Origin of the sequence: Winkia neuii subsp. neuii DSM 8576 (assembly GCF_000420405.1) — a bacterium.
Lineage (GTDB): Bacteria > Actinomycetota > Actinomycetes > Actinomycetales > Actinomycetaceae > Winkia > Winkia neuii.
Map to the genome: position 1 here is coordinate 13808 of NZ_ATUW01000015.1, position 16381 is coordinate 30188.

The window sequence follows — 16381 nt, forward strand, 5'->3', positions numbered from 1 at the left end:
CCCAATTTTTGAAGGAGAGGTAATGGCAATCCCTACACCGCAGGCAGGCTCGGCCGATATTGGCGTAATGGGTATGGGAGTTATGGGCTCGAATTTGGCCCGCAACCTGGCCCGCAACGGTTACAAGGTGGCAATAACCAATCGCACTTCAGCAAAAACCCAGAAGGTTGCGGCTAAGTATGCCAGTGAGGGCACGTTCATTCCTTCTGAAGACGTAGCAGACTTCATTTTGTCTTTAGAGAAGCCGCGCGTGGCGATCATTATGGTCAAGGCGGGCCCTGCCACCGACGCCTGTATTGACCAGTTCAAACAGTACATGGAAGAGGGCGACATTATCGTTGACTGCGGTAATTCGCTATTTAGCGACACTCGTCGACGTGAGGCGGAGCTGAAGGCTGCGGGGCTGCATTTTGTGGGAGCCGGGGTTTCTGGCGGCGAAGAAGGTGCTCTGCTGGGGCCCGCCATCATGCCGGGTGGCTCTAAGTGGGCTTACGACCGGTTGGGGCCAATGTTTGAAAAGATCTCGGCTCACGTCGAGGGCGAACCTTGCTGCACTCACGTTGGTGCTGACGGGGCCGGGCACTTTGTGAAGATGGTTCACAACGGCATCGAGTATGCTGACATGCAGGTAATTGGTGAGGCCTATGATTTACTGCGCCGTGCTTTGGGTTTGACTCCCGCCCAGGTTGGGGAGGTGTTCGCGCGGTGGAACGAGGGCGACTTGGATTCGTACCTTATGGAGATCACCGCCGAGGTATTGAAGCAGGTGGATGCCGAAACCGGTAAGCCGCTGGTGGATCTGATCCAGGATGCTGCGGGCCAAAAGGGCACGGGCATGTGGACGGTGCAGACCGCTCTAGATCTGGCAGTACCGGTTACGGGCATCGGGGAGGCGACGTTTGCGCGTGGCCTTTCGTCGGCTCCGGAGCAACGCCAGGCCGCCCAGAATTTTGAGGGGCAGGCCGAACCGTGGCAGGTAAAGGACAGGGAAGCTTTCATCGAGGACGTGCGCCAGGCATTGTTTGCTTCTAAAGTTGTTGCCTATTCGCAGGGTTTCAACGAGATCCAGGCGGCAGCTAAAGAGTATGGCTGGCAGATCGAAAATGGGGATATGGCCCGTATTTGGCGGGGCGGTTGCATTATTCGGGCGCGCTTTTTGAACGACATAACTAGGGCTTTTGAGAAGGATCCCGAGTTGCCCTTGCTGATCGGCGACGAGTACTTTTATGGGAAGATCCAAGAATGCCTGCCGGCGTGGCGACGCATTGTTGCGCAGGCAGCTTTGCATGGGGCGCCGGCACCCGTGTTCTCGTCCTCGCTTTCCTATTATGACGGGGTGCGGGCGAAGCGGTTGCCAGCTGCACTGATTCAGGGCCAACGCGATTTCTTTGGCTCGCATACCTATAAGCGTGTCGATAAAGAAGGCACGTTCCACACGCTGTGGGCTCAGCAGGGACGCCCCGAGGAGCAGTGGTAACAGCCAGAAAATGCCCCCACCCAGCGAACTGCTCTCCACTAGCAGACTAAGAAACCAGCTACTTGTGGGGAGCATTTCGCTGGGTGGGTATTTTATTGATTACCGAAATCGCCGAAATGTCGAATAATAAATAATTATGTCAAATACCAGACATATTAGTGAAAAGTAATACAAAAAATATATAAATCAACGGGCTAGGATAGTTGCGTAATAGTTGCGGTCTCATCCTGTGGAGGTTCCCCTTGTCTTTGACGCAACATACAGAGCGGCCAATTGCCGCCGAAATGACTGCCGAACAATTGCGGACTGCAAAACGTGCCGCATTTTCGGGATTCATGGGATCAACAATTGAATACTTTGATCTTATTGCGTTTGCCACGGCATCAGCCCTGGTTTTTTCGCACTTGTTTTTTGATTCTATGGGGCCGCGCGGAGCGGCGATGGCCTCGTTCGCTACGTTCGGGCTGGCTTACGTTGCCCGCCCGGTTGGGGCCGTTTTGTTTGGCTCGCTTGGCGATCGGCACGGCCGCGCCCATACGCTCATTTACACGCTGGCGCTTATGGGGGCAGCAACTTTCCTGATTGGTTGCCTTCCAACCCCTAAGAGCGTGGGGATCTTAGCGCCTATTCTGCTGGTTGTTTTGCGTCTGGCGCAGGGGCTTTCTGCGGGCGGCGAGCAGGCTGCGGCAATGGCGTTAGCTTCTGAACACGCTCCTCGTGACAAGCGTGCCTTGTACTCGGGCTGGATCATGCTCGGAATTGCTGCGGGCACTGCGCTCGGTTCTGCCGCCTTTGCTCCGGTCACTGCCTTCGGCCAGGAATTCCTCTTGTCGTGGGGATGGCGTATTCCCTTTTGGGTGATTGGGCCCCTGTCGCTTTTCACTCTATATATTCGCAGTACCGTTGGGGATGCTCCGGTTTATCAAAATGCCGAGGGCGAAGCGTCGAGTTATTCAATGGCCGAGCAGTTGAAAGAAATTTTCACAGAGCATTGGCGGGCTGTACTGCGGGTAATATTCTGCACTTTGATGACACTTACAGGTTCGATGTCAACTGTGTTTTCCGTGAGTTATGCAGTGGAATACGCTAATTTATCTGCCGCGAAAATGTTGGCAATTATTAGCGCTATGTCGGTTGTCGCATTAGTTTGTGGGCCTCCGGGGGCGGCGCTTTCAGATCGGATCGGACGCCGGCCCGTATTCGGTGTAGGCGTATTGATAATCGGGGCCATGTTCTTCGCTTTCTTTGCGGCTATTCAATCGCGCAGTTACCTGTACATTTCCCTTGCTTTTTTGGGGGTCATGTGCGCGGCGAATGTGTGTAATTCTGTTCAGGGCACCCTGTTCACCGAGATCTTCCCGACCAGGGTGCGCGCGACCGGATATGCGGTCGGCTTACAAATTGGCCTGCTGGTGGTGGGTTTCGCACCCACGCTAGCTGCCGCAATTGTGGGCAGTGGCCCACGCGGATGGCTTCCGGTGTGGGGCATGATCGCAATTGGCATGTGCTTGGCCTCGGCTGCCGCCTGGATGGGCCGCGAGACTAAGGGCGCGTCCTTGTCGGCTCAGGATTGAGTGTCGCTGTCGGGGGATTGTTGCAAGGTTTCGATTGTGAACACGTCCCCCGACAGGGCGAATTTGTCGCCGTCGTGGAGGGTGGCGGCATGGCCGGAGGCGAGCCGCTGCCCATTCACAAAGGTGCCATTTTTCGAATCGAGGTCGGTCAAAAGGAACGCGTCGCCCTCGACAACGATTTGAGCGTGTTTCCTAGAAACATCTGAATTTCCTCCCATGTGTATGTCGGACTTGGCGGAGCGGCCAATGGTGGCCTCGCGTTTGCGCACTATGGCCATGCGTCCGTCGCGCGCACGGGTCACAGTAAAAGCGGTCCGAGTCGGGGGGTGGGCAACTAGTGGGGCAGGGGCCGGCGGAGCTGGGCTTTTTAGGATAGTGGCGCCGTCCGCGGGCAGGATTGTGGCCTCGCCTGCAGCGGGCTCTGCCGCACTCTTGGCGGGCGGCGGAGCCGATTCCCGGGGGGCAGCTGAGATATTTGGTAGGTCTGTATCGGTGAACGCCTCCCAGATTAGCTGCCGCAATGTTTTCGGTGCTGGGCTCGGGTGGGCAAAAGCGTAGTCGCGCAGCGCGGCAAGGTCGCGAGCGTGCGACGGGACGGATTTGATTACGGCGTTCACAAGCTGTCCCAAGGAATCTTTTACGGATTTGTCAACGATCAGCGACGTTACGAGGACGAAACTGGCCAGCTTAGTTTCGGGGGAAACGTAAACGTGGCGAGGGGAAAAGAGTAGGCCAACCGGGTTTGCGTAATTGTTGTTGCACAGTTCGATAGCGTCGCAGGCGGTGAGCAACAGGTTACGGGCAAAACTTTCGGTTACTGCTCCTCGCAACACTTTGTCTAGGGGGAGCAAGTCGGTCACGTTGTAATACAGAAAAGACCCCTTTGGGGTGGTTTCGTAGCGAAAGGCAAGCATGAGGTCGGACGGGTCCCCTGCCAGCCATTGGGCTGACAGGTGGTCTATTGGATGAGTGGTATCTAGGTGCACACTTAGGGTTAGCGTGCCCGTTTTTCGGTCTGTGTTTAGTTTCGTCTTCATTTTTGTTTTGGGCTTGGATAATTATGCCTGCAGCGCCATGTTATCCGTTTCGCCGATTCTGACCAGCTATGATGATCATTTGTATGAAAAATGTGTGAACCCGCCCATAGCTTCGCCCTCGTCAATCTATTTTTCGTCTGGCGTTAACCTAAACTTCACCCTTGGACTGTATTTTGCCCCTGTATATCTGAAACATACATCTGTGGTGGCAGCCTGCGGCTGCGGTTCGGATGAGCATAGGCATATATAAGGAGCGCTGTGGTCGCACCAGACACAGTAGTGGGGCAGAGGTACAAGATCCTCACTAAGATCGGTTCGGGTGGCATGTCCGATGTCTACCTCGCAATTGACTCCTCGCTGAACAAACAGTGGGCGGTAAAGCAGATTAAAAACATGTCGGATGCTACCCGACGTGAACTAGTCATAAAGTCCCTTACTGTCGAAGCGAACATGATCAAACAGTTCGATCACCCTGCCATCCCCAGAATTGTTGACTTGATCGAGGAAGCGGGCTCCCTGTTTGTAGTAATGGATTACGTCGAGGGGCGCACCCTGGCGCAAATTCTGAAAGATGATGGCCCGCTTCCCGAAGAACGGGTAGCCGACATAGCCATTCAGCTTTGCGACGTGTTGGACTATCTGCACAGGCGCAAACCCCCGGTGGTCTACCGCGACATAAAACCGTCGAACATTATGCTCACCCCCGATGGGGCGGCAAAGCTGATTGATTTTGGCATTGCGAAAGAGGTCGGCTCCCCAGACCGCAACGAAAACCTGCTGGGAGACGCTCGCGAACTGGGCACCCCGGGTTTCGGTAGTCCCGAGCAGTTCGCAGATGCCAAATCAGTCGATACCAGGTCTGACATTTACTCGCTAGGTGCCACCATCTTCTACCTGCTCACAGGCAGACATCCGAAAAATGATGGGCTTGCCCCGCTGCGGCAGATAGAACCCGAACTGACCATAGGATTTGAGCGTATAGTCCGCAAAGCAACTCAAAAAGACCCCGAGTTGCGTTACCAAAACGGCGCCGAGATGGCCTACGCCCTCGCCCACTACAAAGAGGCCGACGACGAATATCAGAGGGGCCTTACAAGCCGGTGGTGGAAATTTTTAGGTACGGCCATTGCGGGCACGGTTTGTTTAGCACTGGCACTTATATGTTGGGGGCTGTCCTCGTGGGCTAACTCGCGTGATTTCAACTCGCTTATGCAACGCGGGGACCAAACCTCCAAGAAGTCTGAGGCAGAGGAGTACTACCTGCGCGCTGCCCAAGTAAAACCAAATGACCCTAAGCCGTACTACGCCCTCATGGACCGCTACACGGCAGACAACCGTTTTGACGGAAATGAAGAGCGCGTCTACAACGCGGCCCTGACCGAAAATGCTGACAGCTTGCGCCAAGATCAGCAAAAGTGGTCCCAGCTGGCCTTCGACACCGGCAAACTCTACTGGTACTACTATGCAGACCGCGCGCTGTTAGGCGACGAGGCCAAGCAGCTAGACATGAACTCCGATCAGCTCACGCGCTATGCCAGGGTGCGAAACGCGGCCAGGTGGATGCACTACGCCGCGGACGACAAGATGTTCAAAGACAACAGGATTGCGTCGATTTACGCCGACATTGCCGATTTCAACTCGCAAATTGTGCCACTGATCAACGAAGGCTCAGATGCGGGCCACTACAAACCCTACTTTGGCTCGCTGCAACGGCTAGTTGAAGTGGCAGATTCCGAGGATAACGCGGTAGTGAAACTGGAAGTGGCAAATTTTGTTCTTGACGCGTTGCAGGTGTATCCACGCAATTTCCGTGCCGACAAAATAGCTAAATCTGACATGCAGACCTTGACCCAAAAAGTAGAGCAGATGGCGAAGCAAGTAAAACCCACCACCAGCCATTTGGATGAGCAAAAGAATAAGGCAGTCCAGGCTGTAGGGCCAACAAAGGCCGCTATCGAAAACGCCTTTGTGGACGTTGACGGGGAGGCGAAATGAGCTCCGAACAGTGGCGAATAGTAGCGGGCATTTTCTTAGCCCTAGCGATCGTGCTAGCTCTGGTGGCGGCCTATTTGTACCGCAAATTAGACATTGCCCAGGTGCGCGATTCGCGCAACGGGCGGCGAATGGCCGAAGAGATCAGCAAGCTGCGCAAACAGAGGCGCGGTACTTGGGCTGTCGCAGCCGAAGAGGTTACTAGTCTGCGGCCAAAGACAGACGACATTCAGGTCCACTCGGTAAACGAACCACAGGTAGATCCTGACGAGGCCGCCACTTCGCTTGCCGGACAGGGGGACATTTCTCAGGTAGACGACGAGGGCGAAACCTCGCTTGCTAGTCCCGGATCGACTGCAGCTTACAGGGGGGACAAATAGTGATCCGTAAACGTGGCCTATTATTTTCGACTTTTGCGGCTCTGGTAGGAGCCCTGCTAGCCCTGGGTCTGTGCGCGGTGGCGGCTGTCGCAGCCGAAGAGCCGGCACCCGGCGAAACCTCTCAGGGCGCGGAGGCAGATTCGTCCTCGCCAAAAGACCCGGCAGGTAATGCAAAACCAGAAGCACCTCGAGAGGGCCCTGAGGAGGATTCTGGCGGGGCTGGTTCTGCCGATTCGCCTAAACGCCCAAACGTCGTTCTTACGATTTACCGCGACGAAAACGGCAAGCTAGTGCCAGTTGAGGGGGATTTAGTAGGGGGAGGCCAGAGCATTTGGGTTGGGGTGGAAGTAACCGATCCATATTTCAAAGGCCATCCGGATTTGGCTCAAGATCGTGACGTAGTCGAGATCGTCTTAAATTCAGGTGGAAAGAATAGCTACAAGGCGCTCACCTCAAAACATTTTAAGAAGGTAGGGGCGGAAGGGTCCTACACTTATCGCACGCCGGCAAGTTCTAAAACTCACTTGGCCGAATTTAGGATGCCTAAAAAAGATGGGGCGAAGGTCAGTTTTACTGCGCGGCAGGCTGAGGCAATAGTCGACCAGGATAATTTTGAATCTAATACTGTAGAGCGCCAAATTGATTTTGGGGGACCAACTTTCACCGGTATTTCCTATGTTCCTCCGAAGGGGCACGAGGACGAGTTGAGCGAAGAGGGTGGTCGCGTCGAGGCCGTGGAAGCGCGCACTATCTCTGTATCTGCCAAGGATGTGGTGCCGGAGGGGAATTCTCCGTCTGAGCTTCGGGGCGTCAGCGCCAAATACGGCACTAGGTATGTGGGACGGGACCTGCAGGTGGTCCAGGCTGGCGATCACTTCGATATCAAGCTTTCCCAGCCTAATGAATACAACATGCGGTTCTTGTTCATTACGGCAACTGATAAGTTGGGCAACGAAACGGTAATGAGTGCCCAGCAGATCCGAAAAAAGACTGACTCCGCCGGCTTCTTCCCTGGGATCGTATACATAATGTCCAAAGAAGATTCGGACGTGCAAGTTATGGTCGGCGAGAAGGTTGTTGCGGGAAAGGGGGCTGCCCAGGCGGCTAAGGCTGAATACGTTGCAGCTGATAGCTCAGTGTGGGTTCGCTCTAGAAAACCAGATTTTGTGAAGAACCTGGAAGCTGCCAAAAAGGAATCGGGCAAGCATGTGTTGCGCCCGGTGAAGCTCGTTAACGTTGAACGCCGGGCGCACAAGGAACAGGTAGGGCCGATCGCGGCCTGTGAGGTGCCGGCTAACGCAAAGATTCCTGCTCGAACTAAGGGGGGCTACTATTACTACAAGTGCCCCGACCGGATATTCGGTGTGCTGAATTCCCCTGACGTGAAGATGCGCCAGCGCAACGCCCAATACAAGTTTTCGAGCGCCCCCAATTCCTACGTTGGCTCTTTCAATTCGGGCTCGGTGGTTTTGGATGGGAAGGCTCCTCAAGCCAAATTCAAGTCGGGGCCTGCCAAAGGTGGGCACAACAAATTCATTCCCAAGATTGGCGAGTTGAACACGCGGAAGAATCCATACAAGAAGTTTTCTGCTCTGGTGGTTTCGCAAAAGGAAGGCGGTACCCAATTTGAGCTCAATTTCCGCGACATTTTGCCCGAAGGCCAGCTTTCGCTCTCCGATATTAATTCTTTAGGGTGGGGTTCGGACATGGCTGGTACGTCCGGCCTCAACAGGAAAACGCTGAAGATCACTCTGCCTGCCCCCACCGATCTTACGGGCAAACAGATTGGAAAGAAGCAGACTCTCAAACCGCAAATCAGCGACGATAATCTGGCAAAATTTGATATTCCCGCTGAAGGGCTTTATCGCATGGACAAAATTATTGTTCACGTGGCCGATAATGCGGGGCAGGTTCTTTCCACCCCGTTGTCGAAGCTAATGAGGCAGAACGGTAAATACGACGTGCTCGTGGTCGACCGCGGCGAAACCTCTGGCAAGGGGGCTCAGCTCGAGGTCAAAAAAGCTAAGAAGACGCCTGTGTCTGCGGTGCCCGAGGTGTACTATCGCGGCGAGGTGGACATCAGCTTTACTGTGCCCGACCGCTGGTTCCCGCTCTATGTCAAGCAAGAGAAACTCTCCGCAGATTTGCTGGTGGTAGAGCTGAACGAAACTCCTCTGGCTACTCCCCACGACTACAAGAAGGTTCCCGCGAGGATAGATCCAAGCAAATTCGTGCCTGCTGGCGAAAATAAGTGGCGACTTACCGGTTTCCGTCTACCCAGGGCGAAGGGTAATGCGAAACTTCCCAAAGAGGGCGCGTACAACCTGAAGTGGCATTACACGGGATTTTCGGCTAATTCGGAAAACTCTGAGGGGGCGCGCTATTTTACCGTTGATTACACGGGTCCTAAGTTTGGAGGCCTGCACTTTTCGCCAGTAGAGCCAGTGCATGCTCCATGGATTTTCTCGAGTAGTGCGTTTGAAGCCACGCTAGGCGGAATCGAAGATCCAGTTTCGGGTGTCAAATCGAATTCGGCTGGATTCAAAAAATACAAAACTAAGGGTGCTAAGTCTGCAGAATCTGCCTTGGGCTTTTCTAACGAACGGGCTGACGCAGAGCGCAATCCTAAACCGAAATTGAAGTATGAGGGCGACAAGCGGGCGGGCAAATTGTCTTTCCGCATTACGGGTGACAGCCAGAGGCTGCGCTTTGACGAGACGGCCATAGGTTTGGTTGATAATGCGGGAAACCCAGCCGACACTGGTTACCTTGGCGAGTACAACAACTCCAACTTGCCAAAGGATAAGCAGGGCAGACGCCCGGTGGGAGTTGTTATAGATACCACCGCCCCAACCGTAAACGTGCACTTTGACAACAACAGCCCCCGGAACGAAAAGTATTTCAACTCCGATCGCATAGGCACTTTTACTATCAAAGAATCTAACTTTGATCTGATGAGGCAGCTGGACAGCCAGCAAGTTGTTATCACTAATAGCCGCGACGGGAAAACTTCTACGGTGCCGGTATCTGCTTTTGAAAACCCCTCCAAGGATGGGCAAACCTGGGTGTACAGGCAAAAATATGATTCTGATGGGGATTGGAAAATCAGTGCCGAAATAACCGATTTGGCCGGGCACAAATCCGACCATTTCGAAACGGACTTCGTCCTAGACAAGACACAGCCGCAGCTGACAGTAACATTCGACAACACACACCCAACAAATGGGATGTATTACAACCACCCTCGTACTGCCACTATTACCGTAGTGGACCGGAATTTTTCCGGCGCCGATTCTCCGGTGCGGGTAGCTGCCAGAAATGATGCTGGCCAGCCTTCTCCGGCTCCGGGCGGAAACTGGGCTAAGATCGGGCCGGATACCTGGAGTATGAATATACCGTTCACAGTCGAGAACCACTACGCGCTCGCGGCTGCAGCGACGGATATGGCGGGTAATACTGCGGAAGAAATCAAAGAACCCGAGTTTGTAATTGACATGACCAAGCCCGAAGTCAAAATCGACGGGGTGGAAAATATGACGGCCTATGCGGGAACCGTGCGGCCTTCGATCGTTGCTAGCGACACCAACCTTGACCATTCTCGAGTTGAATACAGGCTGAATGGCAATTACAGGGGAGTGGTGACCGATTTGTTCACCCGCACAAAAGAATCTGACAACGACGCTACGATTACCTACGACGATTTCGAACGCGACCCCAAGGTCGACGACATCTACTCCCTGCGGACAAGAGTTACGGATATGGCCGGCAACTCTACCGAAGTAATGAAGACTTTCTCTGTGAACCGGTTTGGTTCCACTTACAAGTTTGAAGCTAAGACCGGCGATCTTCGCGGACGCTACTTGGATAAGCCTCAAAACATAGAGGTGACTGAGGTGAACGTGTCCGGCCTCGAAAATAATCTTACGGAAGTGGAGTTGGCTAAGAACGATTCTTTGCAAAAACTCGATCCCAAATCGTATTCCCGAGTTGCGGGTAGCACGAAGGCGGGGTGGAGTACCACAAAGTACACGTTGCCTGCCAAACTATTTGATTCTGCCGGATACTACCGGGTGCTTTTCTCTTCCATCGACAAGGCCGGGAACCTTTCGCAAAACAACATGGAAAAGAAGAACGAAGCCCGCAATGGGGCGGCGGAACTCAAATTTGCAATAGATAAACAAAAACCGCAGGTGCGAACCGGTTCAATCGAATCGGACGAAGTCTACTACGCCTCGGGCAAGAACATCGATGTCAACGCTAAAGACAACCTGGCGTTGGCCCAGGCGCAGCTCGAGGTCGACGGGCAGGTAGTGCGCACCTGGGACGGCGAGGAATTGGAACGTGACCTACCCACGTACAAACTAGCGGCAGACGCGCACGAGCACGACGTAACTTTGCGGGTTCAAGATAAGGCCGGAAACGAATCGGTTGCTTCTTACAACAACGTTGTGGTTGCAACTAACTTCTGGCGCTATCTGCTGGCCAACCCGCTGTTGCTCGCCGGCGTTCTGGTTGGCGGTGCTCTGATCGTTATTGCCTTGGTGGCCTTGGTAGCAGCGCTAATCAGTAGAAACAGGCGGCTTTCGTACAGGCGCAACCCATTCGGCGTCTAAGAAGGGGAAAATGAAGGGGCTAATAACTGTTCACGACGCACACGCCGATGCCCGCTACACTGTCTATTTAGACAGCGCAGACGGGACACAAATCCAACAGATTTTTCCCGCCCTCAGCAAAATTAGTGCCGAGGAACCGGCCGGCTGTCAAATAGCCGTCGATGGCAGGCAAGTTGACCCCGAGCGAACCATTGCGGAGGTGGGATTACACGAGGGGTCGTGGATTTCTTTGCTGCCTAAAGGGGAGCGGCCGCTGCTGCCCTACGCCAGTACGGGGGAAAAGGATGGGACTGTGCAACTGCGGTTTCTTTCCGGTCAACGTACGGGGGAGGTGTTCGATGTAAGTGCCGGTACCGTCTCGATTTCTTCGTTCCTAGACCCGGACGTGTCCTCGTTGGATTCGGAGTTCATGTTGAACGTTGGGGCGGACGGTAAAATCTCGGTCTTTCCCAATGTAAAAGCGAAGCGAATAAAAACCAAAAAATCGCGTTTCGGCAGGCGCAAGCGGGAAGTTGAGCTATCTTCAGGGGTTTGCGTGGATGGCAAAGAGGTGACGGAACCGACCAAGGTTCGTCCCGGGCAAGAGATATCAATTCCCGATTGTATTGTTGCCGTAACTGTGGGACGCGACGATCCGGTGCCGGTAGATTCCACTTCGAAGTCCGGCAAGTGGCTGTATTCTAGGCCCCCTAAAATCCGGCAAAAGGTAGAAGAGAAAAAGTATTCGCTTCCCAATCAACCGGTTGAACCAGAAAAATCCTCGCTGCCGTGGTTGGCCGCGTCTCTGCCGCTAATTGTGTGTGTGGGGCTGGCCTACTTCATGCACAATTACATCTTCTTAGCTTTCGGGTTGATGAGTCCCATCATGATGATTGGTTCCCACTTCACCGGAAATAATCAAAGGCGCAAATCCTATAAACGGCAGATGGCCAAGTACAAGGAATCGAAGCGCAAAACGGAAACTGAAGCTCGCGAAGCGGTAGCGCGTGAGGAAGCGCATTCTAGAGTCGAGTTTCCTGACGCTAGCCAGGTGCTGGATATTTGCACCCGCCACACTTCTCACCTTTGGAACCGCCGGCCGGCCGACGATTCCTGGCTGCGGCTGCGCGTGGGTACGGGCACAATCGAGTCGCATATAACCCTAACTGATCCGTCGAAGTTGGATTTCGAACGTGTGCAAAAGTGGCAGTTGGAACGCTTCCCCGTAACGGTGTCGCTGACAGATTCTGGGTGTGTGGGTTTTACCGGCCAAAGTTCCGTGATTTTCCCGGTGTTGAAGTGGGCGGTAGCCCAGTTGGGGGCGTTGCACTCTACTAGGGACCTGAGCCTTTATTTGCTGGCCCCTAAGGCGAGTGAAAAAGTAGAAGCCGCGGGCACTCCTTCGATAAATTGGCATTTTGCCCAGTGGATTCCGCATTTTATTCCCCAATTTGGTCAGGGGGCTGTGCGTACCGTGGGTACTAGTGCCGAACAGGTGGCGCACCGCATATCGGAACTTGTGTCCATTCTTGACGCCCGGGCTGAGGAGAAGCGGAATCGGTCTATGAAATCTTGGGCCGGTTCCCACATTGTCGTAATTATGGAGCATGCTCACCTGTTGAGGCAGATGCCGGGAACTATACGGTTGCTGAAGGAAGGCCCGGCGGTGGGCATGTTCATGCTGTGCATAGATTCTGACGAGCGTTTACTTCCCGAAGAGTGCGAGGCGGTCGTTACTGCCGAGGGCGGGTCCCTTACGGTTGCCTCTAACTTGGGTAAAGATATTGCCGACATTATGCCGGACATGGTGTCGTCGCATTGGCTTGACGCGGTTGCCTTGGCGTTGGCTCCTATCGAGGATGGCAGCCCGGATGCGGCTCAGTTAGCTATTCCGGATCAGTCTAGGTTATTGAATCTGTTGGAGCTGACTCCTACCGCGAACGAGATTGAGGGGCGTTGGGCTAGTAGTCCTCGTTCTACTGCTTGTGTGATTGGTGAGTCTGTAGACGGAGCTTTTGGGCTTGATATTTCGAAAGATGGCCCACATGGTCTGATTGCTGGTACGACTGGCTCTGGTAAGTCTGAACTTTTGCAGTCTCTGGTGGCATCCCTGGCGGTGGCAAACACCCCGAATGCGTTGAATTTCGTATTGGTGGATTACAAAGGTGGGGCAGCCTTCAAAGATTGTGTGCATCTGCCTCACACGGTGGGCATGGTCACTGACCTGGATAACCATTTGGTGGTGCGTGCGCTTACGTCGCTCAGCGCAGAGCTAACTTACCGTGAACACATGCTGGCTCAGGTTGGGGCTAAAGATTTGGAAGATTATGTGGATTTGCGGATTAGTAAACCGCAGGCGGTCGAGATTCCTAGGCTGCTCATTGTGATTGACGAGTTCGCTTCTCTTGCACGCGAGTTGCCAGATTTCGTGACGGGGCTGGTCAATATTGCCCAACGGGGGCGTTCGCTTGGCATTCACCTGTTGCTTGCGACCCAGCGGCCAGGAGGTGTGGTATCGCCAGAGATTAGGGCGAACACCAACTTGCGCATTGCTCTTCGCATGACTGATGCGGAGGAGAGCCAAGATGTTATCGATGCGAAGGATGCCGCCTTAATTTCTAAGAACACCCCGGGGCGTGCGGTGGTGCGGCTTGGTTCTTCGTCTCTTATCCCTTTCCAGTCTGCGCGCGTGGGTGGGCGTTATATTAAGGCCGAGGATTTGGTAGATAATTCGGCTAAGGAACCGTTCTTGCGTTCGGTGCCGTTCGCGAAGCTGGGGTCTGCTTCGCCGCGGCGCCCGGAGGTAAAAAAGGCTCGTGGCGACGTGGCCGTAACTGATTTGAAAATGTTGGTGGATGCCATTGGGGAAGTGGCTAAACGGCAGCATATTCCGCCCCAGAGGGAGCCGTGGCTACCGGCGTTGCAGACCCAAATTGGCTTGTCTAGTTTGCCTAGGGTGAAGCCGCAGGGGATTCGAATTCCTTTCGCGTTGGGTGATTATCCCGCGGCGCAAGCGCAGCGTGCCGTTTCGATTGAGGCGGCTTCTTTTGGCAACCTGTTCTTGGTGGGCACTTCCCGCACTGGTAAGTCGACTGCTTTGCGTACTATCGCCTATTCGGCTTGTACGCGATTTTCTCCCGCGCAGTGCCATTTTTACTGCATTGATGCTGGCAATGGGGCGCTTGGCCCTCTGAAGGCGCTGCCACATGTGGGGGCTGTGGCCAATCGTGGCGAGACGCAGAAGATTGATCGTCTGTTGCGGAAGTTGGAGGCCGGGCAGGGGGAGCGTTCTGCAATGCTGTCTAGGGACGGGTATTCGAATATCGACGAATACAATCAGAATGTGTCCGAGGGCGCTGCCAAGATTCCGCACGTGTTTGTGTTGCTCGATTCTTGGGATGGGTTTCATTCTACGTACGAAACTTATGACACGGGGACTATGCTCACCCGGATTCAGTCGCTGATGCGTGAGGCCCCTTCTGTGGGGATTCATTTTGTTGTGTCTGGTGATAGGTCGCTGCTGAGTGGACGTATGTCGACTTTGGCCGATTCGAAGATTTTGTTGAAGCTTGTTGAGCCATCCGATTTTACTTTGATTGGGATGAAGGTGCGTGAGGTTCCCGAGAATATGCCGGAAGGGCGCGGTTTTCGCTCGGAGGACTTGTGCGAGTTGCAGATTGCAACTATTGGCAAGGGCCTTTCGGGCCGTGAGGAATCCCAGCACATACGTGAAACTGGGCGGAAGCTGCGTGACCAGTATGCAAAGTTGCCAAAATCTTTGCGCCCGTTTGCTGTCGAGGAGTTGCCTGTCGATATTTCTGTTGAGCGGGTGTGGGAGCGGGAAGAGGCCGAGGGCGTTCCCGAGCCTGTTGCATTAGGGTTCCCGCGGCTGTGCTTGGGCGTCGGAGGTGACGACAATTCGCTTATTTCTTACGACCCGGTGGCCACACCTATGCTGCCAATTTACGGTTCTATCCAGTCCGGCAAAACTACCGCGTTGGCTACCGTCGTAAATTCTGCACTGAGGGCCGGGTATCGAGTGGTTATTGTTGCTCCGAAGCGGAATATGCTGCACCGCTTTGCTGGTAGGGACGGAGTGCAGAGGATCTATACTCTGCCTACGGAGTTTACCCGTGAAAACCTGGAACCGTATGTCCTTGGGGAAGGCGGGGATGGGCGCAGGACGCTGATAGTTATAGACGATGCTCAGTTATTAAAGGAAGCCCCTGCCGGCGACTGGTTGCGTGAGCTTGTGGGGAGGCTCGAGGATTCGCAGGCGAGTTTTGTGGTAGCTGGTGATACGGAGCAGTTCCCAGTTGGTTTCAACACGTGGGGTGTGCGCGTGCGCGGGCTGAAGATGGGTATCTTGTTGCGTCCTGACGATGTGCTGAATCAGGATTTGGTTGGGATCCGTTTGAAGCGAGCGCAGCTAAATAGTGAGGGTCCTGCCGGGCGCGGATACGTGCATATTGGGCGTTTGAATGTGGCGTTGCAGGTGGCCAGCAGCGGGCCAGAGAGTTCTGGCAAAGGGGGTGCCCGGTGAGGTGGTTTGGTTGGTTCCGCAAGGGTAAGTCCGAGGGAATTGTACCGGTGGCACGTCCGGCGAGGGTGTTTGCCGAGATCCCCAAGCTGCCTTTCCCGGTCGAAAACCGGGTGATGAATGCCTGGGAGGTGAAAAGTAGTAAGGCCACTTCGCCGAGCTCTGCCGCCAAAGGGCCGCTCGGCAAGTATGTTTTGGAGTTTTCCGATGGCCAGGTAGCGCCCTTTACCAAGATTGGAGCTTGCGGCAGGGGGAAGGCGAGTACTGCAGATTACGACCAGTATGTAAGGGTTACTGACAGGCAGGTTTCTAGGGTGCATTTTCGTTTTGGCTTGGATGTGGACGGCTTCCCTTGGATCGAGGACGTTCACAGTGCTAACGGTACTGCGGTCGCGTTTTCGGATGGGCGCGTGCAAGAGCGCATCACGGGTGTGGTTGGGCTAGATAGGGGCGACAAAGTTGTGTTTGGGGAAATGTCCGCGGTGGTCAATAAGGTTATTGCGACCGCCATTCGATAAATATGAATGGCAGTCGCTTTAGCTTTCTTTGTTAGTGGTTGTTATTTTTTGGGGTTGGGTGGGTGGTTTGGGTTAACGGTTGGTGAATGGGGGGTTGTTTTTGGGTGTATTTGGCCTTTGGGGGCTGTTGTGGGGTTTTGGGGGTGGTTAGGGTTGGTTTTGGGTCGGTGGTTTGGCCGGCTGTTTTGTAGGTTTGAGTTTTTTGTGTTGGGAGCTTTTTATGGCGAACATGAATGTTACTTATGCGGAGTTGGAGCAGGTTGCTTCGCAG

8 protein-coding genes are annotated in these 16381 nt (G+C 54.2%); 7 read left to right on the forward strand and 1 reads right to left on the reverse strand.

The genetic code is table 11. The features are described 5' to 3' along the window. Positions 1-22: 22 nt before the first annotated feature. A complete protein-coding gene (gene gndA, locus G437_RS0109815) occupies positions 23-1477 on the forward strand; it encodes an NADP-dependent phosphogluconate dehydrogenase (protein WP_024332378.1) in 1455 nt (484 codons plus the stop codon). Positions 1478-1719: 242 nt separating this feature from the next. Next, positions 1720-3051 carry an MFS transporter gene (locus G437_RS0109820; protein ID WP_051141943.1) on the forward strand — a complete coding sequence of 444 codons (1332 nt, stop codon included), beginning with the start codon at positions 1720-1722 and terminating at the stop codon, positions 3049-3051. Here the strand turns inward: G437_RS0109820 and G437_RS0109825 are convergent. Continuing rightward, complete coding sequence (locus G437_RS0109825; protein ID WP_024332380.1) at positions 3042-4088, reverse strand: FHA domain-containing protein; 1047 nt, start codon at positions 4086-4088, stop codon at positions 3042-3044. The genes G437_RS0109820 and G437_RS0109825 overlap by 10 nt on opposite strands. A gap of 258 nt (positions 4089-4346) precedes the next feature. Here G437_RS0109825 and G437_RS0109830 point away from each other — a divergent pair, with 258 nt between their 5' ends. From G437_RS0109830 to G437_RS0109850, 5 genes are read left to right on the forward strand one after another with little or no spacing between them, the layout of a single operon-like run. Next, positions 4347-6083 carry a serine/threonine protein kinase gene (locus G437_RS0109830; RefSeq protein WP_024332381.1) on the forward strand — a complete coding sequence of 579 codons (1737 nt, stop codon included), beginning with the start codon at positions 4347-4349 and terminating at the stop codon, positions 6081-6083. Next, positions 6080-6460, forward strand: coding sequence for a hypothetical protein (locus tag G437_RS0109835; protein ID WP_024332382.1), 381 nt, complete (start codon positions 6080-6082; stop codon positions 6458-6460). Before G437_RS0109830 ends, G437_RS0109835 begins: the two co-directional genes overlap by 4 nt. Next, a complete protein-coding gene (locus G437_RS0109840) occupies positions 6460-11073 on the forward strand; it encodes an Ig-like domain repeat protein (protein WP_024332383.1) in 4614 nt (1537 codons plus the stop codon). The genes G437_RS0109835 and G437_RS0109840 overlap by 1 nt, the downstream gene beginning before the upstream one ends. A gap of 10 nt (positions 11074-11083) precedes the next feature. Then, positions 11084-15595, forward strand: coding sequence for an FtsK/SpoIIIE domain-containing protein (locus G437_RS0109845; protein ID WP_024332384.1), 4512 nt, complete (start codon positions 11084-11086; stop codon positions 15593-15595). Next, positions 15592-16110 (forward strand): FHA domain-containing protein, encoded by a 519-nt coding sequence (locus G437_RS0109850; RefSeq protein WP_024332385.1) that lies wholly within the window; start codon positions 15592-15594, stop codon positions 16108-16110. Before G437_RS0109845 ends, G437_RS0109850 begins: the two co-directional genes overlap by 4 nt. The last annotated feature ends 271 nt before the right edge of the window (positions 16111-16381 follow it).

Excerpts from the sequence above, each read along its gene's own strand:
- gndA (WP_024332378.1), top strand. The coding sequence starts at position 23 with ATGGCAATCCCTACACCGCAGGCAGGCTCGGCCGATATTGGCGTAATG.
- G437_RS0109825 (WP_024332380.1), bottom strand. The coding sequence starts at position 4,088 with ATGAAGACGAAACTAAACACAGACCGAAAAACGGGCACGCTAACCCTA.
- G437_RS0109845 (WP_024332384.1), top strand. The coding sequence starts at position 11,084 with ATGAAGGGGCTAATAACTGTTCACGACGCACACGCCGATGCCCGCTAC.
- G437_RS0109835 (WP_024332382.1), top strand. The coding sequence starts at position 6,080 with ATGAGCTCCGAACAGTGGCGAATAGTAGCGGGCATTTTCTTAGCCCTA.